At 41.3% G+C, this 25,306-nt stretch carries 26 protein-coding genes and 3 riboswitches; of the genes, 6 read left to right on the top strand and 20 right to left on the bottom strand.

Going from position 1 to position 25,306, the window contains the following annotated elements; genetic code table 11:
• The first annotated feature begins 207 nt into the window (after nt 1-207).
• Nucleotides 208-1,548: a sodium-dependent transporter gene (locus tag KB197_RS07510; RefSeq protein ID WP_212573853.1), complete on the top strand. Its 1,341-nt coding sequence runs from the start codon at nt 208-210 to the stop codon at nt 1,546-1,548.
• 40 nt (nt 1,549-1,588) lie between these two features.
• Here the strand turns inward: KB197_RS07510 and manA are convergent, their stop codons facing one another.
• From manA to KB197_RS07540, 6 genes are all read right to left on the bottom strand, one after another.
• Nucleotides 1,589-2,533: a mannose-6-phosphate isomerase, class I gene (gene manA, locus KB197_RS07515; protein ID WP_212573854.1), complete on the bottom strand. Its 945-nt coding sequence runs from the start codon at nt 2,531-2,533 to the stop codon at nt 1,589-1,591.
• Nucleotides 2,534-2,695: 162 nt separating this feature from the next.
• Complete coding sequence (locus KB197_RS07520) at nt 2,696-3,043, bottom strand: VOC family protein (protein ID WP_212573855.1); 348 nt, start codon at nt 3,041-3,043, stop codon at nt 2,696-2,698.
• Between the two features lie 154 nt (nt 3,044-3,197).
• Complete coding sequence (spxB, locus tag KB197_RS07525) at nt 3,198-4,973, bottom strand: pyruvate oxidase (protein WP_000191811.1); 1,776 nt, start codon at nt 4,971-4,973, stop codon at nt 3,198-3,200.
• A gap of 212 nt (nt 4,974-5,185) precedes the next feature.
• Nucleotides 5,186-7,429 (bottom strand): heavy metal translocating P-type ATPase, encoded by a 2,244-nt coding sequence (locus KB197_RS07530; protein WP_212573856.1) that lies wholly within the window; start codon nt 7,427-7,429, stop codon nt 5,186-5,188.
• A gap of 9 nt (nt 7,430-7,438) precedes the next feature.
• Nucleotides 7,439-7,810, bottom strand: a complete 372-nt coding sequence (locus tag KB197_RS07535) for a cupredoxin domain-containing protein (protein WP_212573857.1) — start codon at nt 7,808-7,810, stop codon at nt 7,439-7,441.
• Between the two features lie 10 nt (nt 7,811-7,820).
• Nucleotides 7,821-8,216, bottom strand: coding sequence for a CopY/TcrY family copper transport repressor (locus tag KB197_RS07540; protein WP_212573864.1), 396 nt, complete (start codon nt 8,214-8,216; stop codon nt 7,821-7,823).
• A 183-nt stretch (nt 8,217-8,399) separates the two neighbouring features.
• A riboswitch (TPP riboswitch) is annotated at nt 8,400-8,497 on the top strand.
• 83 nt (nt 8,498-8,580) lie between these two features.
• Between KB197_RS07540 and thiD the strand changes: the two genes are divergently transcribed.
• On the top strand, nt 8,581-9,372 hold the full coding sequence (gene thiD / locus KB197_RS07545) for a bifunctional hydroxymethylpyrimidine kinase/phosphomethylpyrimidine kinase (protein ID WP_136937160.1): 792 nt from the start codon (nt 8,581-8,583) through the stop codon (nt 9,370-9,372).
• Between the two features lie 159 nt (nt 9,373-9,531).
• On the opposite strand, the gene thiE (KB197_RS07550) is transcribed toward thiD, so the two are convergent.
• From thiE (KB197_RS07550) to lctO, 11 genes are all read right to left on the bottom strand, one after another.
• Nucleotides 9,532-10,164: a thiamine phosphate synthase gene (gene thiE / locus KB197_RS07550; RefSeq protein WP_136937161.1), complete on the bottom strand. Its 633-nt coding sequence runs from the start codon at nt 10,162-10,164 to the stop codon at nt 9,532-9,534.
• Nucleotides 10,157-10,960, bottom strand: a complete 804-nt coding sequence (locus KB197_RS07555) for a hydroxyethylthiazole kinase (RefSeq protein WP_212573858.1) — start codon at nt 10,958-10,960, stop codon at nt 10,157-10,159. The genes thiE (KB197_RS07550) and KB197_RS07555 overlap by 8 nt, the downstream gene beginning before the upstream one ends.
• Nucleotides 10,960-11,484 (bottom strand): energy coupling factor transporter S component ThiW, encoded by a 525-nt coding sequence (gene thiW, locus KB197_RS07560; protein ID WP_070842691.1) that lies wholly within the window; start codon nt 11,482-11,484, stop codon nt 10,960-10,962. Before thiW ends, KB197_RS07555 begins: the two co-directional genes overlap by 1 nt.
• A 4-nt stretch (nt 11,485-11,488) precedes the next feature.
• On the bottom strand, nt 11,489-12,181 hold the full coding sequence (gene tenA / locus KB197_RS07565; protein ID WP_212573859.1) for a thiaminase II: 693 nt from the start codon (nt 12,179-12,181) through the stop codon (nt 11,489-11,491).
• A 10-nt stretch (nt 12,182-12,191) separates the two neighbouring features.
• Nucleotides 12,192-12,842: an energy-coupling factor transporter transmembrane component T gene (locus KB197_RS07570; protein ID WP_212573860.1), complete on the bottom strand. Its 651-nt coding sequence runs from the start codon at nt 12,840-12,842 to the stop codon at nt 12,192-12,194.
• Between the two features lies 1 nt (nt 12,843).
• A complete protein-coding gene (locus KB197_RS07575; RefSeq protein WP_212573861.1) occupies nt 12,844-14,229 on the bottom strand; it encodes an ABC transporter ATP-binding protein in 1,386 nt (461 codons plus the stop codon).
• Nucleotides 14,230-14,790 carry an ECF transporter S component gene (locus tag KB197_RS07580; RefSeq protein ID WP_212573862.1) on the bottom strand — a complete coding sequence of 187 codons (561 nt, stop codon included), beginning with the start codon at nt 14,788-14,790 and terminating at the stop codon, nt 14,230-14,232.
• Between the two features lie 155 nt (nt 14,791-14,945).
• Nucleotides 14,946-15,034: riboswitch (TPP riboswitch) on the bottom strand.
• 213 nt (nt 15,035-15,247) lie between these two features.
• A complete protein-coding gene (thiE, locus tag KB197_RS07585) occupies nt 15,248-15,877 on the bottom strand; it encodes a thiamine phosphate synthase (protein WP_212574074.1) in 630 nt (209 codons plus the stop codon).
• A 1-nt stretch (nt 15,878) separates the two neighbouring features.
• Entirely contained in the window at nt 15,879-16,661 is a 783-nt protein-coding gene (thiM, locus tag KB197_RS07590; protein ID WP_064276947.1) for a hydroxyethylthiazole kinase, read from the bottom strand.
• A gap of 232 nt (nt 16,662-16,893) precedes the next feature.
• Nucleotides 16,894-17,562, bottom strand: a complete 669-nt coding sequence (locus KB197_RS07595; protein WP_212574073.1) for a TenA family protein — start codon at nt 17,560-17,562, stop codon at nt 16,894-16,896.
• Between the two features lie 215 nt (nt 17,563-17,777).
• Nucleotides 17,778-17,866, bottom strand: a riboswitch (TPP riboswitch).
• Between the two features lie 148 nt (nt 17,867-18,014).
• Entirely contained in the window at nt 18,015-19,151 is a 1,137-nt protein-coding gene (gene lctO / locus KB197_RS07600) for an L-lactate oxidase (RefSeq protein WP_000120723.1), read from the bottom strand.
• A gap of 215 nt (nt 19,152-19,366) precedes the next feature.
• Here lctO and KB197_RS07605 point away from each other — a divergent pair, with 215 nt between their 5' ends.
• The 4 genes from KB197_RS07605 to KB197_RS07620 are packed head-to-tail and all read left to right on the top strand — an operon-like array spanning nt 19,367 to nt 22,321.
• Nucleotides 19,367-20,047, top strand: a complete 681-nt coding sequence (locus tag KB197_RS07605; protein WP_212573863.1) for an amino acid ABC transporter permease — start codon at nt 19,367-19,369, stop codon at nt 20,045-20,047.
• Nucleotides 20,007-20,684: an amino acid ABC transporter permease gene (locus tag KB197_RS07610; RefSeq protein ID WP_064276952.1), complete on the top strand. Its 678-nt coding sequence runs from the start codon at nt 20,007-20,009 to the stop codon at nt 20,682-20,684. Before KB197_RS07605 ends, KB197_RS07610 begins: the two co-directional genes overlap by 41 nt.
• Nucleotides 20,685-21,443, top strand: coding sequence for an amino acid ABC transporter ATP-binding protein (locus KB197_RS07615; protein WP_064276954.1), 759 nt, complete (start codon nt 20,685-20,687; stop codon nt 21,441-21,443).
• Nucleotides 21,444-21,454: 11 nt separating this feature from the next.
• On the top strand, nt 21,455-22,321 hold the full coding sequence (locus KB197_RS07620; protein WP_064276956.1) for a cysteine ABC transporter substrate-binding protein: 867 nt from the start codon (nt 21,455-21,457) through the stop codon (nt 22,319-22,321).
• Nucleotides 22,322-22,452: 131 nt separating this feature from the next.
• Here KB197_RS07620 and pyrE read toward each other — a convergent pair whose 3' ends face one another.
• The 3 genes from pyrE to KB197_RS07635 form a co-directional block, all read right to left on the bottom strand.
• Nucleotides 22,453-23,085 carry an orotate phosphoribosyltransferase gene (pyrE, locus tag KB197_RS07625; protein WP_064276958.1) on the bottom strand — a complete coding sequence of 211 codons (633 nt, stop codon included), beginning with the start codon at nt 23,083-23,085 and terminating at the stop codon, nt 22,453-22,455.
• 33 nt (nt 23,086-23,118) lie between these two features.
• Nucleotides 23,119-23,820 carry an orotidine-5'-phosphate decarboxylase gene (pyrF, locus tag KB197_RS07630; protein ID WP_064276960.1) on the bottom strand — a complete coding sequence of 234 codons (702 nt, stop codon included), beginning with the start codon at nt 23,818-23,820 and terminating at the stop codon, nt 23,119-23,121.
• A gap of 232 nt (nt 23,821-24,052) precedes the next feature.
• Nucleotides 24,053-25,297: a cell division protein FtsQ/DivIB gene (locus tag KB197_RS07635; protein WP_064276962.1), complete on the bottom strand. Its 1,245-nt coding sequence runs from the start codon at nt 25,295-25,297 to the stop codon at nt 24,053-24,055.
• Between the last annotated feature and the right edge of the window lie 9 nt (nt 25,298-25,306).

Consider the following 25,306-nt stretch of genomic DNA (forward strand, 5'->3'; position numbering starts at 1 on the left):
CCCTACCCTTAGGTCAGAGTCAAGCGTTTTTGCGAAATTTTTTTACTTTATCATAACATGAAAATGGTTTTCTTGACAGACCTTAGAAAACATGATAGGATAGTCAAGTCTATCAATCAAAAGAAAGGCTCATTTTGAGTACTTATGAGGCTATTTGCCAAGGGCAGTAGCTTTTTCTTTTGTAATACTAATTTTAGGAGTTTAACTATGTCTGAAAAATCGCAATGGGGTTCTAAACTGGGCTTTATCCTAGCATCTGCTGGTTCAGCCATCGGACTTGGAGCCGTTTGGAAATTTCCTTATATGACTGCTGCTAACGGTGGAGGAGGCTTTTTACTAGTCTTTCTCATCTCCACTATTCTAATCGGTTTTCCCCTTTTGCTAGCTGAGTTTGCCCTCGGCCGAAGTGCTGGTGTCTCAGCTATCAAAACCTTTGGAAAACTAGGAAAGAATAGCAAGTACAACTTTATCGGTTGGATTGGTGCCTTTGCCCTTTTTATCCTTTTATCGTTTTACAGTGTTATTGGTGGCTGGATTTTAGTCTATCTAGGCATTGAGTTTGGAAAATTGTTCCAACTTGGTGGAACGGGTGATTATGCTCAGTTATTTACTTCAATCATTTCAAATCCAGCCATTGCCCTAGGAGCTCAAGCAGCCTTTATCCTATTGAATATCTTCATTGTATCACGTGGGGTTCAAAAAGGGATTGAAAGAGCTTCGAAAGTCATGATGCCCCTGCTCTTTATCATCTTTGTTGTCATCATTGGGCGCTCTCTCAGTTTACCAAATGCCATGGAAGGGGTTCTTTACTTCCTCAAACCAGACTTCTCTAAGCTGACAAGTGCTGGTCTCCTCTATGCTCTGGGACAATCTTTCTTTGCCCTCTCACTAGGGGTTACAGCCATGCTGACCTATGCTTCTTATTTGGATAAGAAAACCAATTTGGTCCAGTCAGGAATTTCCATCGTAGCAATGAACATCTCGGTATCCATCATGGCAGGTCTAGCCATTTTCCCAGCCATGTCAGCTTTCAATATCCGGTCTGAAGGGGGACCAAGCTTGCTCTTTATTGTCTTGCCTCAACTCTTTGACAAGATGCCTTTTGGAACCATTTTCTACATCCTCTTCCTCTTGCTCTTCCTCTTTGCGACAGTCACTTCTTCCGTCGTTATGCTGGAAATCAATGTGGGCAATATCACCAATCAGGATAACAACAAACGTGCCAAATGGAGTGTGATTTTAGGAATCTTGACCTTTGTCTTTGGAATTCCTTCAGCTCTATCTTACGGTGTCATGGCGGATGTTCACATCTTTGGGAAGACCTTCTTTGACGCTATGGACTTCTTGGTTTCCAATCTCCTCATGCCATTTGGAGCTCTCTGCCTTTCACTTTTTACAGGCTATATCTTTAAAAAGGCTCTTGCAATGGAGGAACTCCATCTTGATGAAACAGCATGGAAACAGGGACTGTTCCAAGTCTGGCTCTTCCTTCTTCGTTTCATCATTCCAATCATCATCATCGTGGTCTTCATCGCCCAATTTATGTAATCAAAAAGGACTTGAGTAGTAAACTCAGGCCCTTTCTTTTTTATGGATGACTAACAATCAATTCCAAACCTTGCCCTTCCAGAGTCCAAGTTTCAACATCACTTGGTAGGATACAGTGGCTACCTTTTTGGATTGGATAGTTTTTCCCGTCAACAGTCAGTTGACCTTGACCAGCTAAGACACTGAATAAGCTGTAGTCAGCTGTTTTTTCGAAGTCAACTTTTCCAGTAATTTCCCACTTGTAAACTGCAAAGAAATCATTAGATACAAGGAGAGTGGAACGCAAATCATCTGCTTTAACAGTTACAGGACGGCTATTTGCTGGCTCTCCAATGTTTAAAACATCAATTGATTTTTCAAGGTGAAGTTCACGCAAGTTACCCTTGTCGTCCTTGCGGTCAAAGTCATAGACGCGATAGGTGGTGTCACTAGATTGTTGGGTTTCAAGAATCAAGATACCTGCACCGATGGCGTGCATGGTGCCACTTGGCACATAGAAGAAATCTCCAGCCTTAACAGGGACTTTTGTTAATAGACCCTCCCAGTTTTTAGCTTCAATTTGCTGACGGAGTTCTTCTTTTGACTTGGCATTGTGACCATAGATAATCTCTGAACCTTCATCCGCAGCGATGATGTACCAGCATTCTGTTTTTCCAAGTTCGCCTTCATGCTCGAGTCCATAAGCATCGTCTGGATGAACTTGGACACTGAGCCAGTCGTTAGCATCCAGAATCTTGGTCAACAGTGGAAATACAGGTTCTGGACGATTGCCAAACAATTCACGGTGCTCTGCATACAAAGTAGCTAGATCTGTTCCTTCAAAGCGACCATTGGCAATTTTAGAGACTCCATTTGGATGAGCTGAGATGGCCCAGTATTCTCCGATTTTTTCACTTGGAATGTCGTAGCCAAACTCATCACGTAGCTTGGTTCCACCCCAGATTTTTTCTTGCATAACTGATTGTAAAAATAATGGTTCTGACATGTCGATCTCCTGTCTGATTTTTCTCCCCTCATTATAGCAAAAAGCTAAGTCTTATTGAACTCTTTTTCCTATTATATAAAGTAGGGAGAAGATTTTATAAAAATAGTGAATAAAACCCTTCTTATGCTATAACTTTTGTTGGCGATCAAACTCTACTATGTCCTATTTCATACGATAAAAATCAATCACTAGACCAGCAGGGCCTTTAACTAATAAGGACTCTGTTCCCCAATCGGTTACAGTTGGATCGTTTAAAACCTGGATACCAAGCTCGTTCAACCGTTTGTAGTTCTGGTCTACATCCTCAACCTCGATATGAAGAATGATTCCTGACTGAAAATCTTCCAAAGGAATCAAATGATTTTGGGACAACATCAGACAGTGACTGCCAATCGTAAATTGAGCAAAACTGTCATCAACATAATCGGACTTTTTATCCAAAATACGCTCCAAGTCAGCACAGACTTTGGGAACATCTGAAACGATAATATCTAATTGATTTAAATTCATTTACTATCCTCCATAAAAAGACCGGATTGCTCCGATCTTTTCAAGTTTCTCTCTATGAAAATCAAAGAATAAACAAGGCATCAAACCGCAGGCAGTACTGAAGTACGGCAAGGTGAAGATAACACAGTTTACATTTGATTTTCGACGAGAGAAATTATTTAATTGCGCGTGATTGCAACCCTTCTTCTTCCAAGAAGAGACGGAATGGTACGAGTTCTTCTGCTTCGTATTTTTCCTTGAAGGCTTTGATTGCTTCTTCTGAGTGAAGTTTTGGATCCAATTCAAGTACTTCTACTGGAAGTGGACGGTGTTCAGTGATGCGAGCATCGATAACAACAGTTTTACCTTCTTTGCTCAATTTAACAGCTTCTGCAACAACTGCATCGATGTCTTCGATACGGTCAACTGTAAATCCAACAGCTCCTTGAGCTTCAGCGATTTTCGCATAGTCAGCATTAGGGAAGTCACAACCAAACAAGTGTTTGTTTGTGTCTTCGTATTTGTCCTTGATGAAGGCATATTTACCATTTGAGAAGACAACGTTGATAACTGGAAGGTCGTATTGAACGTTTGTGATAACGTCTGGGTAGCACATGTTGAATGCACCGTCACCCATGATGTTCCATACTTGGCGATCTGGATTGTCTTTCTTAGCAGCGATACCACCAGGAAGGGCAATACCCATTGTCGCAAAGAGTGGAGATGTACGCCACATGTTCTTAGGTGTCATGTGAAGGTGACGAGTAGATGTTTGAGTAGTGTCACCTACGTCGATTGAGTAGATAGCGTCTTGATCAGCATGTTTGTTGATTGCATTGTAAACTTGATACAATTGCAATTCACCCTCAGTTTTACCTTCGAGTTTGTTCATGTAATCACGCCAGTTTTGGTTATTCTTAACGTTTGCACGCCACCATGGAGTAGATTCAACTGGGTTCACTTTGTCAAGGATAGCTTTAGCTGCTTGACCTGCATCACCAAGGATTGAAGCGTCTAGGGCATGACGTTTACCAAGTTTGTAAGGGTCGATATCCACTTGGATGAATTTTTCAGTATTCTTGAATGCTTCGTAAACTTCAGCAAATGGGAAGTTTGAACCAAGGAAAAGAACTGTGTCTGCTTCAAAGACCACTTCGTTGGCTGGTTTCCAACCAACACGGTAAGCAGAACCTGTCAAACCTTCATAGTTCCATTCGAAAGCTTCAAAGTTTTTACCAGTTGTGATGATTGGTGCTTTGATTTTACGTGACAATTCAGTAATCACTTCACCAGCTTTAACACCACCGTAACCAGCATAGATAACTGGACGTTCAGCATTGTTCAAGATTTCAACAGCTTTGTCGATTTCAACTTCGTTCAAAGCAGGAGCGATGAATGAGCGTTCGTATGAACCTGAACCGTAGTATGAGTTTTCGTCGATTTCTTGGAAACCAAAGTTTACTGGGATTTCAACAACGGCTGGACCTTTTTTAGAAACTGCAGCACGGCAAGCTTCGTCAATAACTTTTGGTAATTGCTCAGCGTAAGCTACACGTTTGTTATATACAGCGATACCGTTGTACATTGGGTTTTGGTTCAATTCTTGGAAAGCATCCATGTTGAGTTCGTTAACTGGACGTGATCCAAGGATTGCTAGGAATGGAGTGTTATCCATAGCTGCATCGTAAACACCGTTAATCAAGTGAGTCGCACCTGGACCACCTGAACCAACTGCAACCCCGATTGAGCCGCCGAATTTAGCTTGCATAACCGCTGCAAGAGCACCTGTTTCTTCGTGGCGAACTTGCAAGAAGCGGATATCTTTGTCTTCAGCCAAAGCGTCCATCAATGAGCTGAGTGTTCCTGATGGGATACCGTAGATTGTGTCTACGCCCCATGTTTTCAATACGTTAAGCATTGCTGCAGATGCAGTAATTTTCCCTTGAGTCATAATGATAACTCTCCTTCAAATATTTTTAAATCTACTAAAAAAGGTTTCATATATTTTTTGAAAACGTTTCAGTAAATTTTTACACTACTAATTTATCACATTTATTTTGACTTTACTAAGAATCTGCTCAGAAGTTTTTATTCTCTATTACAGTACAGTTTGAAAACGTTTTTAGTTTCTGTTTTATAATAAAAAAGCGAGCAAGCCCGCTTTTAGTCTATTTTACTAAAGTTTAGTAAGAGTGAACTAGTCAGAACAGATACAGAACTAAAGGCCATGGCTAGACCAGCTAGTTCTGGATTGAGGGCCAGTCCAACACCAGAAAAGACTCCTGCTGCAATCGGAATTCCGGCGACATTGTAGATAAAGGCCCAGAAAAGATTGAGCAGAATTCGATTAAAGGTTTTCTTACTCATGTCAAAGGCACGAACCACGCCTAGGAGGTTATTGGTTGTCAACACTAAATCTGCTGACTCGATAGCGATATCCGTTCCAGCTCCCATAGCAATCCCCACATCTGCTACACTGAGGGCAGGAGCGTCATTGATACCATCACCAACAAAGGCTACTTTTCCAGCCGCTTGTAGTTTATGGATTTCATGGGCTTTTTCTTCTGGCAAGACACCTGCAATGACCTCTTCGATTCCGATCTGATCGGCAATAGCACGCGCCACACCTGCATTGTCTCCTGTCAGCATGACTGTTTTAAGACCTCGTTTTTTCAACTGACTGATGGCAAGCTTAGCATTTTCCTTAGGAATATCTTGCAAAGCAAGCAAGCCTTTGATTTCATTGTCCACAGCTAAGAACACAACTGTCTTAGCTTCTTTTTCTAGTTCTTCTAGTTTATCTTGATAATTACTTGAAATATCCATACCATCTAGCATTTTAGCATTTCCAAGCAAAACTTGTTTTCCATTAATTTGCCCTGAAACACCTTTTCCGTGCAAGGCTTGGAAATTTTCAACAGTGTGAAGCTCAAGTCCAGCTTCACTCGCTCGTTTCACAACGGCTTCAGCCAGTGGGTGTTGAGAAGCTTCTTCCAAGGAAGCTGCCAATCCAAGCACTTCTACTTCGTCGCCGATGATATCTGTTACCACAGGTTTCCCTTCTGTCAAAGTTCCGGTCTTATCAAAGACGATAGTTTGGACTTTCTGGATTTCCTGTAGAACCGTTCCATTTTTGAGGAGAACTCCCATCTTGGCACTGCGTCCTGTCCCCACCATAAGGGCTGTCGGTGTTGCAAGTCCCAATGCACAAGGGCAGGCAATAATCAGAACTGCTACTCCATAGAGAAGCGAAGACACAAAACTCGCTCCAAGCACGACTACACTATCCCTGAGCAAGACGAACCAAACCCAAAAGGTCACAATCCCTAAAATGACAACTGCTGGGACAAAAATGCCTGAAATTTTATCCGTCAAGTCCTGAATCGGCGCACGACTTGTCTGAGCTTTCTTCACAAAATCGACAATCTGAGCCAAAACAGTCTCTGAACCAACTTTTTCTGCTCTAAAAACAAGTGTTCCACTATTATTGATGGTTGAACCAATGACGGTATCTCCAACTGTCTTGTCCACAGGCAGACTCTCACCTGTCACCATAGACTCATCAATACTAGAGATACCTTCTACTACGACACCATCAACCGCAATCTTTTCACCGGGACGCACTCGAATCAGGTCACCTACCTTGACTTGCTCCAAAGGGACTTGAACATAGTTATCCTCACGCAAGACTTCTGCAGTTTTAGCCTGCAAGTCAAGTAATTTCTCCACAGCTTGGGAAGTATTTTTACGCATTTTCTCCTCAAAAACGGCTCCCATAAGAACGAAGAAGAAGATAAAGGCAGCACTTTCAAAGTAAACGGGGAGGCCAGCGAAGAGGGCAACTAAGCTATAGAAATAGGCCACTAGGGTTCCCAGAGCAACCAAGGTATCCATGTTGGCATTGTGCTTTTTAAAACTAGCCCAAGCACTTTGGATATAAGGACCACCTGCTACTAGCATAATCGGTGTTGTGGCTAAAAAGGTGCCCCAACGCATGACTTGGTGACTAATTCCTCCTGTCGACATCCCAATCATGAGGATCACAAGAGGCACAGTAAAGATACTAGTAATCCAAAAACGCTGTAAAAGTGATAGAGATTTTCGAGTCTTCTCAACAACTGTATAACTTCCCTTTTGCATCTTCATACCACAAGAAAATTCATGTTGACCTAATTCTTGAGGTGTAAAACGAATGACTTTCTCTTCGTCTACGCCGATTGGTTCTAAGATGCCTTCTTCTTCAAACAGAATTTCCTTGTAACAGTTTGAAGGAGTTGCTCGATGAAAGGTAATCTCAGCTGGAATCCCTTTTTGAAGCTGTATATGAGCTGGATGGTAGCCTTTGTCTGCCGTGATACGGATTTTTTGAACACCATTTTCAAGACTTGCTTTTACAATTTCAGTCATATCATTCTCCTATTCTACAATCATCTTACCGTGCATCATATTCATACCACAAGCAAAGCCAAATTCTCCAGCCTGCTCAGGCGTGATTTCCACTATATACTCTTCCCCCATAGGCAGGTCCGCATGTACACCAAAATCTGGAAAAACAATTTGGTCCAGACAAGGTGAAGGGTCCTTACGGTCAAAGACAATGCGGGCTGGCACTGATTTCTTGAGGATAATCAACTCAGGCGTATAGCCCCCCATGACCTCCACTCGAATCTCTTGGTAGCCCTTTTTTTGTTGGGCCTTTTGTCCAGATTTCTCAGGCTTTTTGAAAAACCAAAACAAGATAAACGCGATAAGGACAATACAAATAATGGTTACAATACTATTTAACATGACGTCTCCTTTACATACAATTACATCTTACTTCTGTTACAGCGCTTGATTTCTTCTCTGAAATCACAGCTTCCAAGGCTTCCAAGTCAGCCAGAGTAAAATCACACTCCATAATCAAATCAACTAACAAATTCTTAATCCTACGGGAACAAACCTTGTCTTTGATATCTTGGACAAGCAAGTCTCGGCTTTGGTCTAGAGTTAAAAGCGCCGAATAAACAAAGGACTTGCCTTCTTTTTTCCTTGTCAGACACTCTTTCTCAACCAAACGAGCCAAAAGAGTTTGAATGGTTGACTTGGACCAGTCGAACCGCTCCGCCAGAACCCTGATCAAATCCGTACTGGTCTGCTCTCCTTGCATCCAAATAATCTTCATGACCTGCCATTCTGCATCTGAAATCTGCATCATCACACCTCCTAAATCTACATTTGTCAATTACAATTATCAGTATACTCTTAAAATCTACATTTGTCAATTATAAAATTAATCTTTTCTTTGAAAAATTAAATTTTAACCCTATGATAAAGGATTTTCAATCAAATCTTACTATATAAACTATAAAAATATGCTATACTAAAGAAAAAAGAAAACAACCACTAGGGGTGCGTAAAGCTGAGATTAACGACTGTTAGACCCTTTGACTCAATCTAGGTAATGCTAGCTGATGGAAGTGGAAATGATAATGGGGACTAGCAGTCTTCTATTACCTTTCTAAAACAGACCAGCTTGTTCTTAAGAATACAAACTTCAGTTGGTTGGGAGGTTTTAGATGACTTATTTACCCGTTGCTTTGACCATTGCAGGGACTGACCCTAGTGGTGGTGCTGGCATTATGGCTGATTTAAAGTCGTTCCAAGCTAGAGATGTCTATGGAATGGCCGTTGTGACCAGTCTTGTCGCTCAAAATACCAGAGGCGTTCAATTAATCGAGCACGTTTCTCCTCAAATGTTGAAAGCCCAATTGGAGAGTGTCTTTTCGGATATCAAGCCTCAGGCTGTAAAAACTGGGATGTTGGCAACTACCGAAATTATGGAAATCATCCAACCCTATCTTAAAAAGTTGGACTGTCCCTACGTCCTTGACCCTGTTATGGTCGCAACAAGCGGTGACACCCTGATTGATACCAGTGCCAGAACTTACCTAAAAACAAACCTACTTCCCCTTGCAACCATTATCACTCCGAATCTTCCTGAGGCAGAAGAGATTGTTGGTTTTTCAATCCATGATCCTGAAGACATGCAGCGTGCCGGTCGCCTGATTTTAAAAGAATTTGGTCCTCAATCTGTAGTCATTAAAGGTGGCCATCTCGAAGGTGGTGCCAAGGATTTCCTCTTTACCAAGGATGAACAATTTGTCTGGGAAAGCCCACGAATTCAAACCTGTCACACTCATGGTACTGGATGTACCTTTGCTGCAGTGATTACTGCTGAACTAGCCAAGGGCAAAAGTCTTTACCATGCAGTTGATAAGGCCAAGGCCTTTATCACGAAAGCCATCCAAGACGCCCCTCAACTCGGTCATGGTTCTGGCCCAGTTAACCATACAAGCTTTAAAGATTAAAAAAACTCTCTAGTTCCTACTTTAAGGGAATTAGAGAGTTTTTATACTCTTCGAAAATCTCTTCAAACGACGTCAGCTTTATCTGCAACCTCAAAGCTGTGCTTTGAGCAACCTGCGACTAGCTTCCTAGTTTGCTCTTTGATTTTCATTGAGTATTAATTAGAAAATAATGCCATCCAACTTTGTCAAAAAGGCTTGCGTTTTTGTCTCTATATCTTCTGCCTGCATCAAATCACGCACTACAGCTACACCAGCTATGCCAGTGTCAACAAGCTGGTCAATATTCTCTGACGTCAAGCCTCCAATAGCAACTACTGGAATGGCGACCCTTTGGCAAATTGTCCTCAAGGTTGAAATCAGGGTGATAGGCGCATTTTCCTTGGTCGTAGTCGGGAAAATGGCTCCTGTCCCCAAGTAATCCGCACCTCCTTCTTCTGCCTCGAGGGCTCTTTTTACAGTTTTAGCTGTGACACCGAGGATTTTGTCAGGGCCCAAGACTTTGCGGGCAACCGAAACTGGTAGTTCATCGTCTCCGATATGCAGACCAGCAGCATCAACTGCGAGACAGACATCCAAGCGATCATCGATTATCAAGGGTACCTGATAGGCATCTGTTATTTCCTTGACTTGTTTGGCTAGTTGATAGTATTGATTGGTTGTGAGATTTTTTTCTCGTAATTGGACTATGGTAACACCTGAACGGCAAGCCGTCTCAATCTTTTCAAGAAAACTTTCCAAGGAATCTTGGTAGCGATTGGTTACCAGATACAGTCTAAGTGCTTCTCTATTCATAAACATCTCCTTTTATGGCTTCTAGCCAATTTTCATCTCTTTTGAGGAGCGAAAGCTGATTGAGTACTTGGTAACGAAAATCTTCCAATCCCATCCCTTGAACAACTATTCTCTCAGCAGAGATATTGAGATAAGAGACTGCTAAGCAGGAAGCTTCAAATCCAGTCTTTCCTTGGCTGAGAAAAACGGCTGTCAAGGCTCCAACCAAGTCTCCTGTCCCTGTTATCCAGTCTAATTCTGCACAGCCATTTCCCAGTACAGCGACCTGATTCTTCGAAACGATGAGGTCCTTAGGACCAGTAACTAAGAATAACATACCAGGATAGGTCTGACACCAGTCTTTCAAGACTTGAAGTAAATCCTCAGTTTCTTGGTCTTTAGCACTCGCATCTACCCCAACGCCGTGGTGCTTTAAGCCAACAAGACTTCGAATTTCCGACATGTTTCCTTTAAGGACCGTAGGGCTGTAGTCTAAAAGGTCTTTAATTAAGCTCTTACGAATGGATGAAGCCGTTACGCCAACCGCATCTACTACCATTGGGAGAGAAACTTGAGCTGCATAAGAAGCTGCCATACGGATTGCTTTTTCCTTCTCAGCTGACAAATGTCCCAAATTGATGAAGAGTGCCTGGCTTTGCTTAGTAAAATCAAGAACCTCACGGGGATCATCTGCCATAACTGGTTTACACCCCAGAGCCAAAATCCCATTTGCTAGCATCTCACAAGAAATCTCATTGGTAATACAGTGAATTAGGGAACTAGAGCCTATAGGAAAGGGATTTGTAAATGCCTGCATCAGTTTATCCTTTCATCAAAGAAATATCCCTGCACTTTTTTAAAGAATTCCTGCTTGATTAAAAATCGAAAGGCAATAAAGGAAATCGCTGTGCCAATCAAGGTTGCTCCGAAAAATCGAGGAGTGTAGATAAACCAGCTAAGCTTAGCGGCCGATCCTGTAAAGAGTACCATAACAGGATAGGAAACAATTGAACCAATAATACCTGTTCCCACAATTTCTCCTAAGGCAGAAAAGTGAAATTTTCGACCATACTTATAAAAGAGACCTGCTAGAAGGGCTCCAAAAGTCGCTCCTGTGAGAGCTAAAGGCGGAATCCCTTGAGTCGTCATACGGATAAAGGCTGTCACTGTAGCCATAACCAAGGCATAAACAGGTCCCATCATGATTCCTGCTAGAATATTGACTACACTGGACATCGGTGCCATTCCCTCAATCCGAAAGATAGGCGTAAGAACTACATCAAGGGCAATCATCATGGATAAAATGGTTAATTTGTGAACCTGTAATTGGTGGTTTCTCATATTTCTATTCTTCTCCTGTTTCTAAAGACTGTAAATCGCTCTTCCATGTCTGGTGTTGGTAGGCCATTTCCCAAAACTTGGCTTCCATATGAACACTGATGTGGAAGGCATCTAGCATTTTTTTCTTGTCTGTCTCGTCACTTTCTCGATAGAGCTGATTTACCAAAGCTTCTTCCTCTCGAATCTGCTGCTCCAACTCATCCGTAATATAAGTTTCAATCCATTGTTGGTAGAGAGGATTTGGTGATGGTTTAAGATTAAGTGATTTGCCTATATCATGATATAGCCAAGGACAAGGCAGCAAGCTCGCAAAAGCAATGCCCAAGTTTGGCTCTGCAAATTGACGATAAATGTGAGAGATATAATGATAGCAGGTTGGAGCGATTGGATGTTGCTCCATTTCCTGGTTGCTGATTTCCAATTCCTTGAAAAATTGTTGGCGGATAAATAACTCACCTTCCACTAGACTCTGAGCATTTTGTTTCAAGAGTCTTTTCATCTCTTGGTTTGAAGTCTTATCAGCCAAGAGGTGATAGGCTTCTGAGAAGGCCTTCAAATAGTAGGCATCCTGAATCAAGTAATAGCGAAAGATGGACGGATCTAATTCTCCCTCTTGTAACTGTAAAACAAAGGGGTGATGAAAGGAAGCCTGCCAAGCTTCCTTGGATAATTCCATCGCAATATCTGTAAATTCCATAATAACTCCTTTATAAAAATAGACTAGTTTGAAGCAATAAAAAGAACAGCAGGTAGATGAATATTGTCCTTTGAGGAATATAAAAAGTCCGATAGCGATTCTCCACCTGTGCATGTTCGTCATATCCATGCGCCGACAGGGCTCTAAGATAAAGATGACGCCACCTAAAGACTGTCATCAGGACCTTGCTGTAAATCAAGGGAGACCAAATATGCAGTTCTTGACCGCGTAATAAGCACGCTTCCTTGAGAGACTTAATTTCTTGCTGAATGAGGGGGAAGGAATTGAATACCACAATCAAGGCATAGGCCCAAGAGCGTGATAACCCCTTTTGAGCCAAGTACAAGAGAAGCTCTTTTAGGGAAATAGAGGAAACAAAAACAAGACCAATACAAACGGTCACAAAGGCCCTCGTTCCAAGCATGACTGCCTGCGAAGTATCTCCATGTAACTGAACTGCCCAGTAGTTGGCCAAAGATGGCAAAATGGCGAGCAGAATCATCCAAGCCAATACTTTAAATCGACGGTAATAGAGCATAAAGAGAATGCAAAATGCGACTACCGAAAGATTCAGAGCAATCGAAGGAATGAAAGATGTTTCCAAGGATAAAATCAGCAAGAAGAGACTGATAATCGGTGTCTGGGTTGCTACTTTGACCATACTACTTCACCTCCCCTTGGGTATTGCTACTCTGAGATGTGAGTGGTTTGGTAATTGTCACTGCTTTCACATGACTGAGACCCTGACTAGTCATCTCAATCCAATAATCAACCACAGAGATCAAGGGATCTAAACGATGGCTAATGATCAGAAAACTTCTTCCCTGATTTCTGTCCTCCACAATCCACTTGCAAAAATAATGGCAAGCTCTATCATCCAAACCTGCAAAAGGTTCATCTAGTAAAATCACAGAAGCCTTGCTGGTCAAGATGGTCAAAAGCTGAAGAATCTTTTGCTGGCCACCACTTAATTGATAGGGACTCTTATCAAGCGCCTGCTCCAGATTAAAATATCGTAAAGCTTGGAGAATCCGCTGATTTCTTTCAGAGTCTGGACTATCTAATTGCAGTTCCTCTCGCAGACTGACTCGGATAAACTGTTTCTCAGCTTCCTGAACAACACCCGTAAGGTCACGATACAAACTCTTTTTCTTTTTGAGAACCGATCCCTTCCAAGTAATGCGCCCTTTATACTTTTGAAATTGAAGAATAGACCGAAAGAGGGTTGATTTCCCGACACCATTATCACCCAAGATACAGGAAATTCCTTGGTAGATAGTAAAATCCGCTATCGAAAAGAGGGGGCGATTACCCAGCTCACAAGTCACACGATCCATATGAAATAGTTCTGGACTAGAAGCAACTTCCTTTGAAGAAACCTGTGTCAGCTCAGAGGTAGGGATTTGATTTATTTTCCTTAGTTGTCCGTCTCTTAGCTCCACCATATGGTCGATATAGGCTTCATAATCAGATAAATCATGGTCGCACAAAATAACTGTCTTCCCATCAGAGACCAACTCTTTTAGAATCTCCAATATCTCTATCCTACTCTTGCGGTCAATGGAAGCGAAGGGCTCATCCAAGAGATAGACCCTAGGATTCATAGCAAAGAGAACAGCCAAAGCAGCCTTTTGCTTTTCTCCACCTGATAAGTGATGAATTGGACGGTGCAAGATGTCCTTGCAACGACATTGCTGGACAACCTCTGCTATTTTAAAATCAATTTCCTGAACGGGATGCCCAATATTTTCCAAGGTAAAAATCAACTCCTCAAACAAGTTCTCCATAGTAAATTGATGATTGGGATTTTGAAAGAGGATACCAACCGTCTGGACACGTTCGATGATAGAAAGCTGACTGACCTCGCTCCCATTTATCAGGACTTGACCGCTATAGGGAAGAGAACTGACTTGGGCGATCATTTGAAAGAGGCTAGATTTTCCTGAACCACTGCTCCCAACTAACAAGGTAAAGGCTTGCGCATGAAAAGTAAAATCAATCGGCTCAGAGAAGATTGGGGACTGAATCGCTCGTAGTTCCAGCCCCATCTATGCCTTGCCCCCAGCTGCAAACTGATGATAAAGTTTGACAATGGCACGAACCAAGATGGTACAGAAGAAAAAGACGGAAATAAAACGTACTACAAACAAGGAAAGGACAAAAGGAAGGGAGAAGGCGTAGTAACCTAACTTAATGTATTCATAGACAAAGCTAACAAGCGTAATCCCAATACTATTGGCAGTTAGAGAGAGCCAACTTTCATAGCGATTCTTGGTTACGATAAAACCAAGTTCACTTCCCAAACCTTGAACCAAGCCAGACAAAAGAGCGCCTAGACCGAATTGGCTACCATAAAGGACTTCAGCAAGCGCAGCTAGTACTTCTCCAATCGTTGCGCTTCCCACTCTTGGAACAAAGATGGCAGCAATAGGCGCAGCCATACACCAGAGACCAAAGAGGATTTCATTGGCAAAGGCCTGCAAGCCAAGAGGGGCTAAAATCAGAGTGAGGATATCAAACAGATAGCCAGATCCTACAAAAACGCCACCAAAAAAGATAGACAAGAAAGCAAGTAAGATAACATCTTTTAAACGCCATTTTTTCAACATAAAAAACTCCTTTTTTAAAGAAAAGTGGGGTATTCAAGGTGAGCTACCTAAATGCTTTGTATCATCTTCATCCAGTTTCGTAAAAGAAAAAACTCTAATTACAGATAGGAATTAGAGTTCAGCTTACAAGATTAGATGGTTAGTTTCTATAAATACAAAACCATTTCACATTTCCCTTCGCCAGTCTTAACTGTATCAGGTTCAATGGGTATCATCTCAGCCTAAAGCACCCCAAATGTCTTTATTATTTAATTATATAAATATTATAACAAACGATTTTTTCTAGTTCAAGAAATTGAACTGGAAATACAGCCTTGCACTCACAAAGATAGTAAGTCTTTCGTTTGCAAAAAACAAATGTCTTGTTTGATAGATTAGCCATTTGAGCTGAATCTGGACATAGCTTTTTAGAAAAAAGAAAATCCTACTCCATCAGAATACAAGGAAAAATTGATAGCTATTGTTCACTCATTTCTCGAACAGTTTTTTCTATATTTTTTGCATACGATATTGCTGAAATGATTGAAACACCGTCAACATTGGTCTTCATAATGTCTTTAATATGTTGCGTCTGTATCCCACCAATTGCAACTAAGGGCATTTGTGGCAATAGTTTTCTCATCAATTTAAGACCTTCATAACCTATAGCACCACCAGCATCATCCTTTGACTGGGTAGCAAATACAGGACCAACACCAACATAATCTACATATTCAACTTTTGATTGTTGAAATTCTTCCTCGTTTTTTATAGAAAGACCAATTATTTTATCTGGCATCAATTTTCTAATTTCATCAACTCCAAGGTCATCCTGTCCTACATGTACCCCGTCAGCATCTATTTCTAATGCTAACTCAATATCATCATTAACAATAAATGGAACATTATATTTTTTACAAAGATTCTGTAGTTTTATTGCTAATTCGACTTTTTCTTTACCGTCTATGGCTCCCTCACCTTTTTCACGGAATTGAAATAAGGTTATACCACCTTTTAAGGCTTCCTCAACGACTGTATATAGATCTTTTCCTTGGCAAGTAGTCGTTCCACAAATAAAATATAGTTTTAGTAATTCTTTATGAAACATTTTACTTCACTCTTTTGAATTCCTTTACATCTTCATCTGTAATCTCATATAAGGCATTTATAAATTCAACTTTAAATGTTCCAGGGAGATGACCATTTGGACGTTTTTCTGCCATTTCTCCAGCGATATTGTAAACCAACATTGCTGTTTCTAATGATTTCAATTCTTGACCTTTTTCAAGTCCGATAAAGCTTGCTACTACAGCACCTAATAAGCATCCTGTACCAATAACTTTTGGCATCATGGCACTACCATTATGAACCGTTACAACTTCTCCATTTACCGCAATAGCATCCACTTCACCTGTTACTATTATAGGAATATTGAACTTCTTATTTGCTGCTAGAGCAATTTCATCAATATTATCTACGCCCGCACTATCTACTCCTTTAGATGCCACATTTATTCCTACTAAAGAGGCAATCTCGCCAGCATTTCCTCTAATCGCTGCTAGTTTGTAATTATTTATTAAATCTTCGGATACTTTTTTTCTATAAGATCCTGCTCCACAGGCTACAGGATCTAAAACTGCTGGGACATTATATTTTTCTGCAATTTTCAAAGCAGCTTGGTATAATTTCCAATTATTATCTGTCAATGTTCCTATGTTTATTAATAAACCACCAGCATACTTTAACAAATCCTCTAAATCTGCAGGAAACTCACTCATAGCTGGTGATGCACCCAGTGCTACTAATCCATTTGCTGTGAAATTTTTTACTACATCATTGGTTATACAAATGACCAAAGGTGCTTTTTCTTTTAATAATTTTAAACTTGTCATATTGAAATCTTTCCTTTTCACTTTATACGATCTACTGATTTCGATTTAGCTCTATCTTTCATTAAGAAATTTTTCAGTTACATTGAATGATTTATGCTCAATGAAAATCAAAGAGCAAACTAGGAAGCTAGCCGCAGGTTGTACTTGAGTACGGCAAGGTGAAGCTGACGTGGTTTGAAGAGATTTTCGAAGAGAATTACCTCATCAAATTTGTAAATATCCTGAACTTTCTCTATGCGTCATAACCAATATCAAAAAAGGCTAATTCTAAAGCGACCGCTTGATTCCAGCGTTGCTGAAGTTCTGTCAAATCTTCTCGACCTTTTCCGACACGATTGAGTTCGTCAACCAGAAATTGAACCCACTCTGCAAAGAAAGGACCTCTGTGGAGATTAATCCATTCCGAATGAATGTAGGCTTCAGGTAGAGCCAAATCTTTAGAACCCCAGTCTAAATAGAGACCTTCTGCAATGACCAGCATGACCAAAAGATGGGCATAGTTTGATGAATCCACTGCCGAATACATAAGATCCTGAAAGGCTTTTGTTACAGGATGCAAGGTCACTTCCAGATAATCATTCTCAGATACTTTTAACTCTTTGAAAGCCTTCTGGAAATAACCGTCTTCATCTGCTTCAAGAAAGCCTAGTTGCTTGGCAAAACGAAGCTTGGATTCAAGCTGGTCTGCGTGGGCTACGCAGGCACTCAGCATGGATAAGAAGGCATCAAAGAAGTGATAATCTTGAATTAGGTAGTCTTTTAAGACCTTATTCTCAATTGTCCCCGCAAAAAGTTCCTTAACAAAACGATGATTGATTGCATCCTGCCAATCCTTCTGACTGCTTTTTAATAATTTTCCAACAGTCAAACCTGGCTCAAATGCATAGTCTTGTGTTTCCATATTTACTTTTCCTCTCTTTACTCGTTCGTAATCAACAAAATACCAAGAAAATCCTAGTTTTACTTGACCTTTTTAAAGAAAATCAAGGGCGTTCAAGAAGAGCTGTCTAAATGCTTTGTATCACATTCATCCAGCTTATATAAACAAAAAAACTCCAATTACAATCAAGAATTAGAGTTGACTTACAAGATTCGATCGTTCATTTCGCCATACGAAAAAAACTGTTCACATTTCCCTTCGCCAGTCTTAACTGTATCAGGTTCAATGGGTATCATCTCAGCCTAAAGCACCCCAAATGTCTTTATTATTTAATTACTGGACCAGTATAGCAAAAAATGAAAGCCCTAGCAAGATATTTGATTAGAAAATATATTTATATTGTTTTTAATGATGATTTATTCTTCCTATATACGAAGAAAAACCTCCACATCAAGTGGAGGCAAGCTGTTTTATCAATACAATTTTAAGTCGCGTGGGTCAACTGGGAAGGTTGGGTTGTATGGGTTGTGACGGAGTTTGAAGTGTTTGACATCTTCAATAGTCTGAGTTCCAGACAACTGCATAACTGTCTTCAATTCCGCATTCAAGTGTTCAAAGACTTGACGCACACCAACACTACCGCCGAGAGCCAAGCCATAGATAACCGGGCGACCAATAGCTACCAAGTCTGCTCCTGAAGCCAAGGCTTTAAAGACGTGTTGACCACGACGAATACCTGAGTCAAAGACAATTGGCACACGTTTGTCAACTGCTTCAGCTACTTCTTGAAGTGAGTCAAAGGCAGCTGGTCCACCGTCGATTTGACGACCACCGTGGTTGGTTACCCAGATACCAGAAGCTCCTGCAGCAAGCGAACGTTCAACGTCCTCACGGCATTGTGGTCCCTTGACATAAACAGGAAGTCCTGAGTATTCAGCGATAAATTCTACATCACGTGGAGACAAGCGTTGTTTAGCTGATTTGTAAACAAAGTCCATTGATTTTCCAGCACCTTCTGGCAGGTATTCTTCAACAATCGGCATGCCAACTGGAAAGACAAAACCATTACGCTTGTCCACCTCACGATTGCCTCCTACAGTCGCATCTGCTGTCAAGACAATCGCTTTGTATCCTTCAGCCTTCACACGGTCCATGATATGGCGGTTAATGCCATCATCTTTACTAAAGTAAAACTGGAACCAATGAGGTGTCCCTTGAAGGGCTTCCGTAATTTCTGGAAGGTCGACAGTAGAGTAAGAGCTGGTTGTATAGAGAGAACCAAACTCATGCACACCACGCGCAGTCGCCACTTCACCTTGTTCATTTGCTAATTTATGAGCTGCAACAGGCGCCATAATGATTGGTGAAGACAATTTTTCACCTGCAAATTCAATCTCTGTACTTGGATTTTCTACATTGCAGAGTGTATGAGGAACGATGAGTTTGTGGTTAAAGGCACGGATATTCTCACGTAAAGTAAAAGTATCTTCTGCTCCACTAGCGATATAGCCAAATGCTGCTTTAGGAATAACTTGTTGCGCCATTGGCTCCAAATCATAGGTATTGATGAAATCTACATGACCTTCTGCATTGCTTGTTTTGTATGACATAAAATGCCCTCCTTAATAAGTAAGCGTTTACTTTGTATATTACAAAAATATCTTAACTCTTTTTTCAAAACTTTTCAAATATTTTGTTTGGAAATTTCAGAAAGATTGTGTCTATGATAAAAAATCCTTATAACGGCAATAAAAAATAGATATTATCCAAAGGAGCTTTTAAGTGCTACAATAACTGTATTATTTCTAGATGGGAGGTTCTATTTTTGGATTGGTCCATTGTTGAACAATATCTACCACTATATCAAAAGGCATTTCTTCTGACCTTGCATATTGCAGTTTGGGGAATTTTGGGATCCTTTCTGCTCGGTTTAATCGTTAGTATCATCCGACATTATCGAATCCCTGTTTTGGTGCAAGTAGCGACAGCCTACATTGAATTGTCACGCAACACGCCCCTTTTGATTCAACTCTTCTTTCTCTACTTCGGACTTCCTAGAGTAGGGATTGTCCTATCTTCAGAAGTCTGTGCCACTTTAGGACTGGTCTTTTTAGGAGGATCCTATATGGCAGAATCTTTCCGAAGTGGGCTGGAAGCCGTCAGTCAAACCCAGCAGGAGATTGGATTAGCAATCGGTCTGACACCTGTACAGGTCTTTCGCTATGTGGTTCTTCCGCAAGCAACAGCGGTGGCCCTACCGTCTTTTAGTGCCAATGTCATTTTCCTGATCAAGGAAACCTCTGTTTTCTCAGCAGTGGCTTTGGCAGACCTCATGTACGTCGCCAAGGACTTGATTGGGCTCTATTATGAGACAGACATTGCGCTGGCTATGTTGGTAATTGCTTACCTGATTATGCTACTACCCATCTCACTAGTCTTTAGTTGGATAGAAAGGAGGCTCCGCCATGCAGGATTCGGGAATCCAAGTACTCTTTCAGGGAAATAATCTCCTGCGGATCTTACAGGGATTGGGCGTTACGATTGGGATTTCTATCCTGTCTGTCCTCTTATCCATGATGTTCGGAACAGTCATGGGAATCATCATGACCTCCCATTCTAAAATCGTGCGATTTTTAACACGATTGTATCTGGAATTCATCCGTATCATGCCCCAGCTGGTGCTACTCTTCATCGTTTATTTCGGTTTGGCTCGAAACTTTAATATCAATATCTCTGGAGAGACTTCTGCTATTATCGTTTTTACCCTTTGGGGAACAGCTGAAATGGGGGATTTGGTACGTGGAGCTATCACTTCCCTCCCTAAACATCAGTTTGAAAGCGGACAGGCGCTAGGTTTGACCAAGGTTCAACTTTACTACCACATCATCATCCCACAGGTCTTGAGAAGACTGCTACCACAAGCAATCAATCTTGTCACTCGGATGATCAAAACCACTTCCTTGGTTGTCTTGATTGGGGTTGTTGAAGTGACCAAGGTTGGGCAACAAATCATCGATAGCAATCGCCTGACTATCCCAACTGCTTCCTTTTGGATTTATGGAACCATCCTGGTCTTGTATTTCGCAGTTTGCTTCCCTATTTCCAAACTATCTACTCACTTAGAAAAACATTGGAGGAACTAAATGTCTGAAACTATCTTAGAAATCAAGGAACTCAGAAAATCCTTCGGAGACAATCCTATCCTCCAAGGACTTTCTCTAGATATCAAAAAAGGGGAAGTTGTCGTCATTCTAGGACCATCCGGTTGTGGGAAAAGTACCCTCCTTCGTTGCCTCAATGGTTTAGAAAGTATTCAAGGTGGAGATATCCTGCTGGATGGTCAGTCTATCGTTGAAAATAAAAAAGACCTTCACCTAGTTCGCCAAAAGATTGGCATGGTCTTTCAAAGCTATGAACTCTTTCCCCACCTGGATGTCCTACAAAACCTCATCCTAGGCCCTATCAAGGCTCAGAGAAGAGACAAGAAGGAAGTAACTGAAGAGGCTTTGCAACTACTGGAACGTGTCGGTTTGCTAGATAAACAACATAGCTTTGCTCGTCAATTGTCTGGTGGACAGAAGCAACGGGTTGCAATTGTCCGTGCGCTCCTCATGCATCCAGAAATCATCCTCTTTGACGAAGTGACTGCTTCGCTGGATCCAGAAATGGTGCGTGAGGTTCTGGAACTCATCAATGATTTGGCCAAAGAAGGCCGTACCATGATTTTAGTAACTCACGAAATGCAGTTTGCACAAGCCATTGCTGATCGCATTATCTTCCTAGACCAAGGGAAAATCGCTGAAGAAGGAACGGCTCAAGCCTTCTTTACCAATCCGCAAACAAAACGAGCTCAGGAATTTTTAAACGTCTTTGACTTTAGCCAATTTGGCTCATATCTATAAAGGAGATTTTTATGAAACTACTCAAACCACTCTTAACTGTTTTGGCACTTGCCTTTGCCCTTATCTTTGTCACAGCTTGTAGCTCAGGTGGAAACGCAGGTTCATCGTCAGGTAAAACCACTGCCAAGGCACGCACTATTGATGAAATCAAAAAAAGCGGTGAACTACGAATCGCCGTATTTGGAGATAAGAAACCTTTTGGCTATGTTGACAATGACGGTTCCTACCAAGGTTACGATATCGAACTTGGAAACCAACTGGCTCAAGACCTTGGGGTGAAGGTTAAATACGTTTCAGTCGACGCTGCCAACCGTGCTGAATACTTGATTTCAAACAAGGTGGATATTACCCTTGCCAACTTTACAGTAACTGACGAACGTAAGAAACAAGTTGATTTTGCCCTTCCATACATGAAAGTATCACTCGGTGTTGTGTCACCAAAAGATAAAGTCATCAAAGACGTTAAAGAATTAGAAGGCAAAACCTTGATTGTCACAAAAGGAACAACTGCTGAAACTTATTTTGAGAAAAATCACCCAGAAGTAAAACTCCAAAAATATGACCAATATAGCGATGCCTACCAAGCCCTTCTTGACGGACGTGGAGATGCCTTTTCAACTGACAATACGGAAGTCCTAGCTTGGGCGCTTGAAAACAAAGGATTTGAAGTTGGAATTACTTCCCTTGGTGATCCCGATACCATTGCGGCAGCAGTTCAAAAAGGCAACCAAGAATTGCTAGACTTCATCAATAAAGATATTGAAAAATTAGGCAAGGAAAACTTCTTCCACAAGGCCTATGAAAAAACACTTCACCCAACCTACGGTGAAGCTGCTAAAGCAGATGACCTAGTTGTTGAAGGTGGAAAAGTTGACTAATACTCTTCGAAAATCTCTTCAAACCACATCAGCTTCACCTTGGATTATATTTGATTTTCATTGAGTGTAAGATCCAATAATATCACAAAAAGAAATCAGGTAATCCTAGTGACTACCTGATTTTCTATCTTTTAAGCATTTTGCCAATTTTCTTGATCTTCTTTAAAGCGTTTTAGAAGATCAAGGCCCTCTGGCGTGATGTAACCTTCTTCTTGGGCTAGATGAATCAATTCACTGTAGTTAGAAAGCGTCACAAGTTTGACACCTGCATCTGAGAAGTTCTTATCTGCTGTTGGCAATTGGTAGCTGAAGATTGCTACAACTCCAAGCACATCTGCTCCTTCTCGTTTAGCAGCTGCTACAGCTTCAAGAACAGAACCGCCAGTTGAAATAAGGTCTTCAACCACTACCATTTTTTGACCTTGAGCTACGCGGCCTTCGATTTGGTTACCAGCTCCGTGGTCTTTTGGTTTGCTACGGATATAGGCAAATGGCAAGTTCATCTTATCAGCAATAATAGCTCCGTGTGGAATCCCAGCTGTCGCAGTTCCTGCAATCACTTCTACCTCTGGAAAGGCTTCTTTGATAGCATCTACAAAACCATTTTCAATGAGAGTACGAGTTTCTGGATAGGCAAGGGTCACACGGTTATCCGTATAAATGGGTGACTTGATACCAGATGCCCAAGTGAAAGGCTCCTCTGGTTTGAGGTAAACTGCTTGAATTTTCAAGAGGTGGCTAGCGATATCTTTAGCAAGTGTCATGGTATTCTCCTTTTATTTTTCTAATCTAGTTCTTTAATTCCAGTCCTGTGTCCATTCATCCTTGATGGCATGATAAGCTGCAACAGGATTCTCAGCTTGGGTAATGGGACGTCCCACTACGATATAGTCACTACCGATTTGATAGGCATCAGCAGGTGTCATAACGCGTTTTTGATCACCAACAGCAGCTCCTGCAGGACGAATGCCCGGTGTCAGACAGATAAAATCTGGATTGGTGGCCTGCTTGATGAGTTGCACTTCCTGAGCCGAGCAAACAACACCATCCAAGCCAGCTTCAGCTGTCTTCTTAGCATAATGAATCACAGACTCTTGCAGGCTGGTTTGGATATTTTGAAACTCCTGCATCTGGGCTTCCGATGTTGAGGTCAGCTGCGTTACAGCTATCAATTTTGCTTGACTTCCAAGACCTTCACGCGCAGCCTTCATCATCTCTACACCCCCAGCAGCATGAACATTAGTCATATCCACACCAAGCTGAGACAGGACCTTCATAGCTGATTTGACTGTATTGGGAATGTCATGCAGCTTGAGATCCAAAAAGACACTGTGCCCCAGACCTTTCAAGTAAGACACAATCTCAGGCCCCGTTGCGTAATAAAGCTCCATCCCTACCTTAAGATAAAGGCTTTCTTCTGCTGGAAAAAGATCTAAGAATTCCTTGACCGCCTCAAAACTAGGAAAATCAAGAGCAATGACTGGACGATGTTCTCGCATAGGTTTCTCCTTTTACCTTTGCTAGTGAGAGAGTCTGGCCAACAGAAGTCACGAAAAAAGGAACCTGCCAACAGCAAGGTTCCACGAAAAATGGGTAGTCTCCACCCTTTCACCGTCTAACCTTAGCTGCCTCTCTGGACTGCTTTAAAGGTTTTTTATTATTCTATTATTTCTACTAGAACTTGTCAAGTAAAAACATGGTCACTAAAGAGCTATAGGAGAAAAGCTAAACCTAGCGACGCGATGAACGCCGGGTTGTTTGGTTTTGATTGCCCTCTTCCTCCAGCTTTTTCCTTTCCTCTTCTAGTTTATTCTGCTGTTCTTCCAGTCTTTTCTTCTCTTCCTCTTTCTGCTTCTTCTCAGCTTCCTTAGCCTCTTGTTTGGCTTTTTCCTCAGCCTCCATAATTAATTTATCCGCCACAGTGTAACTGTAAATTCCAGCTTCCATGTCAATCACACTTGGTTCTGACAATTGTGGCTTAATCTTACTATAATAAGGCAATTTCTTACTCATTTCAGAAAGGGGAACCAAGACTTCGTCCGAATCATTCATAGTCAATCGAATTAAATCTGATGTCACCTTGCTTGGAGCTAATTCCACCTTTTGGATAGCCGCCTTGAGTTCTGGGCTGATTTGAGCAAGCTCTGACGTAAAGGCTTTGATTTGTTCGCTGTCATTAAAGAGAACTGATATATAAGTTTCTGGCAGACTGACCAAGCTCACAGAACTGGTCTCTAGCTGACCGCTTGAAAGGATTGGATAATGACTTTCTCCAGAAACATAGTAGGCCACAATATCATATTCCTTGACCTTGATAGTAAACTTGGTTGGAAATTGATAGACAAGCTGAGCGGATTCAACCCAATAGTTAGACTTGATCTGCTCTTCATATTTTGCCTTATCTAGCAGAAGGTTAATCGTATAATCCGAGTCCTGAATGCCTGAAGCCTGTCGAATATCATCAGCCGTAGTTTGAACCGTTCCCTCAACACGAATATCCTTCATGGTAGAATAAGGGCTGAGCAAGTATGCAGAGACAACCAATAAAAGCAGACTGAGAAACAAAATCGAGATAGCCCGCCAGATATGAACTCCTGGAATTTTCGGTTTGACCGGTTTTTCCTTTACAGGCTTTTTATCTGCCTTTTTATCCTCTTTCTTTGGCTCTTTGGACTTTGATTCTTTTTTGAATACTTCTTTTTTGACGTCTTCTGACTTTTCTACTTTTTCTTTAGCATCTTCCTTAGCTGATTTTGGATCTTTTGGATCAGATTCACTCTCTTGGTCCTCGGTTTCATCTGACTTTTCAGATTTTGAAGCCATTCGAGCTTGTCTTTCCTTTTCCTTCTCCTCAGCTAGGGCCGCATCTTCTTCAGCCTTCTTTTTTAGATATTCTTGGTTTCGTTTCTGCCATTCTGATAACTCTTTAAATTCTTCGAGGATTTCTTTGCCCTCATTTTTCTTATCTTTTGACATTTACTTTCC

The sequence above is a fragment of the Streptococcus sp. 11-4097 genome, from assembly GCF_018215285.2.
Taxonomy (GTDB): Bacteria; Bacillota; Bacilli; order Lactobacillales; family Streptococcaceae; genus Streptococcus.

Excerpts from the sequence above, each read along its gene's own strand:
- KB197_RS07510 (WP_212573853.1), top strand. The coding sequence starts at position 208 with ATGTCTGAAAAATCGCAATGGGGTTCTAAACTGGGCTTTATCCTAGCA.
- manA (WP_212573854.1), bottom strand. The coding sequence starts at position 2,533 with ATGTCAGAACCATTATTTTTACAATCAGTTATGCAAGAAAAAATCTGG.
- KB197_RS07520 (WP_212573855.1), bottom strand. The coding sequence starts at position 3,043 with ATGAATTTAAATCAATTAGATATTATCGTTTCAGATGTTCCCAAAGTC.
- spxB (WP_000191811.1), bottom strand. The coding sequence starts at position 4,973 with ATGACTCAAGGGAAAATTACTGCATCTGCAGCAATGCTTAACGTATTG.
- KB197_RS07530 (WP_212573856.1), bottom strand. The coding sequence starts at position 7,429 with ATGACTGAAATTGTAAAAGCAAGTCTTGAAAATGGTGTTCAAAAAATC.
- KB197_RS07535 (WP_212573857.1), bottom strand. The coding sequence starts at position 7,810 with ATGTTAAATAGTATTGTAACCATTATTTGTATTGTCCTTATCGCGTTT.
- KB197_RS07540 (WP_212573864.1), bottom strand. The coding sequence starts at position 8,216 with ATGCAGATTTCAGATGCAGAATGGCAGGTCATGAAGATTATTTGGATG.
- thiD (WP_136937160.1), top strand. The coding sequence starts at position 8,581 with ATGACTTATTTACCCGTTGCTTTGACCATTGCAGGGACTGACCCTAGT.
- thiE (WP_136937161.1), bottom strand. The coding sequence starts at position 10,164 with ATGAATAGAGAAGCACTTAGACTGTATCTGGTAACCAATCGCTACCAA.
- KB197_RS07555 (WP_212573858.1), bottom strand. The coding sequence starts at position 10,960 with ATGCAGGCATTTACAAATCCCTTTCCTATAGGCTCTAGTTCCCTAATT.
- thiW (WP_070842691.1), bottom strand. The coding sequence starts at position 11,484 with ATGAGAAACCACCAATTACAGGTTCACAAATTAACCATTTTATCCATG.
- tenA (WP_212573859.1), bottom strand. The coding sequence starts at position 12,181 with ATGGAATTTACAGATATTGCGATGGAATTATCCAAGGAAGCTTGGCAG.
- KB197_RS07570 (WP_212573860.1), bottom strand. The coding sequence starts at position 12,842 with ATGGTCAAAGTAGCAACCCAGACACCGATTATCAGTCTCTTCTTGCTG.
- KB197_RS07575 (WP_212573861.1), bottom strand. The coding sequence starts at position 14,229 with ATGGGGCTGGAACTACGAGCGATTCAGTCCCCAATCTTCTCTGAGCCG.
- KB197_RS07580 (WP_212573862.1), bottom strand. The coding sequence starts at position 14,790 with ATGTTGAAAAAATGGCGTTTAAAAGATGTTATCTTACTTGCTTTCTTG.
- thiE (WP_212574074.1), bottom strand. The coding sequence starts at position 15,877 with ATGTTTCATAAAGAATTACTAAAACTATATTTTATTTGTGGAACGACT.
- thiM (WP_064276947.1), bottom strand. The coding sequence starts at position 16,661 with ATGACAAGTTTAAAATTATTAAAAGAAAAAGCACCTTTGGTCATTTGT.
- KB197_RS07595 (WP_212574073.1), bottom strand. The coding sequence starts at position 17,562 with ATGGAAACACAAGACTATGCATTTGAGCCAGGTTTGACTGTTGGAAAA.
- lctO (WP_000120723.1), bottom strand. The coding sequence starts at position 19,151 with ATGTCATACAAAACAAGCAATGCAGAAGGTCATGTAGATTTCATCAAT.
- KB197_RS07610 (WP_064276952.1), top strand. The coding sequence starts at position 20,007 with ATGCAGGATTCGGGAATCCAAGTACTCTTTCAGGGAAATAATCTCCTG.
- KB197_RS07615 (WP_064276954.1), top strand. The coding sequence starts at position 20,685 with ATGTCTGAAACTATCTTAGAAATCAAGGAACTCAGAAAATCCTTCGGA.
- KB197_RS07620 (WP_064276956.1), top strand. The coding sequence starts at position 21,455 with ATGAAACTACTCAAACCACTCTTAACTGTTTTGGCACTTGCCTTTGCC.
- pyrE (WP_064276958.1), bottom strand. The coding sequence starts at position 23,085 with ATGACACTTGCTAAAGATATCGCTAGCCACCTCTTGAAAATTCAAGCA.
- pyrF (WP_064276960.1), bottom strand. The coding sequence starts at position 23,820 with ATGCGAGAACATCGTCCAGTCATTGCTCTTGATTTTCCTAGTTTTGAG.
- KB197_RS07635 (WP_064276962.1), bottom strand. The coding sequence starts at position 25,297 with ATGTCAAAAGATAAGAAAAATGAGGGCAAAGAAATCCTCGAAGAATTT.